Genomic DNA, 1,162 nt, shown 5'->3' on the forward strand with positions numbered 1-1,162 from the left:
GTCGTTAAACTTGTTTTCTATAGAGTTTAAACTTACTTCTAAACTTTGTTTCTTTTCTGCTGAATAGCTTACTATTGCCATTATAAATAAAACTAATAGCAAAAGTATTTTCTTTTTCATAAATGTCCTCCTTAATATAGTATTACTTTAAATGTACTATTCAATTTATTTTCAATTAAATAATATTTATTAATTAAGATTTCAACTCATTTACTATTATTTATTTTATTTAATCTGATCTTTGATAAGGTCTGATTTTTATTATATGTCTCTATATTTTTATTTGTTTAATTAATTATACCACATTTTTTTAATTATTGTAGTTTCTTATCCATATTATTTTATATATTTTATTTATAAAAAAAACACTAAGTATATTTCAAATATATTTTAATTTTATTTAATCAAATTTTTTTAAAATAAAAACACCGCCAATATAATATTGACGGTGTTCCTATTTTTATATTTCCTGAATTAAAGATTATATTTTCAACAGAAATCTTTTCTCCGTATTAAAAGTTATTAGTAAATAACTCTAAATCCTAATCCTCCTCTTATGTTACTTCCTTTAGTATCATATCCGGCATTAAATGTAACTCCGAATCTAGTGTTATCTACACCAATATTCAGGTCAAATTTTCCGCTTCCTCTTCTGTCTTCTTTTTCTCCTCTGATTCCGAACCAGTCTGCATCTGTATATCTTACTCTTGCTTTATTTTTACCATCCGCAACTCTTCCTAATTCGTTTTCATAGGCTGCTGATAATCCAACAGATAATTGTGTTCTTACTGCCAACGGCTGAACATATTTGAATTCAACTCCAACTTCTGGTTTTACTGAGAAGTAGTCATTTCCTTCAATTTCCAATCTAATTTCTCCATTATCTTCTTTTATGCTGTTAAATCTTCCATATTCCATTTTTAATGCACCGTATGGTCTCAAATGAGTTCTTTCAGACATTCTGATATCATATCCTAAATCTGTTTTTAATGCCACACCGTAAGAAGTGTAGTCTCCTTTAGCATTAAATACATCATCAACAACTAAGAATTTACGTTTCATTTCATTTTTACTTATAAATGCATCTCCTGCAATTGTCCATCTCAATGATCCATTGTGGTCTGATGCTGGTGACATTGTTTTAAAGATTCCTGCTTTTAAC

The 1,162-nt window shown here is 27.4% G+C and carries 1 protein-coding gene; it reads right to left on the reverse strand.

From position 1 onward, the window contains the following. Nucleotides 1-522 precede the first annotated feature (522 nt). Nucleotides 523-1,162 (reverse strand): autotransporter outer membrane beta-barrel domain-containing protein (locus HMPREF1984_RS11105; protein ID WP_021766350.1); only part of this gene is annotated, 640 nt, incomplete at its 5' end.

It is taken from the genome of Leptotrichia sp. oral taxon 215 str. W9775 (assembly GCF_000469505.1).
Taxonomy (GTDB): Bacteria; Fusobacteriota; Fusobacteriia; order Fusobacteriales; family Leptotrichiaceae; genus Leptotrichia_A.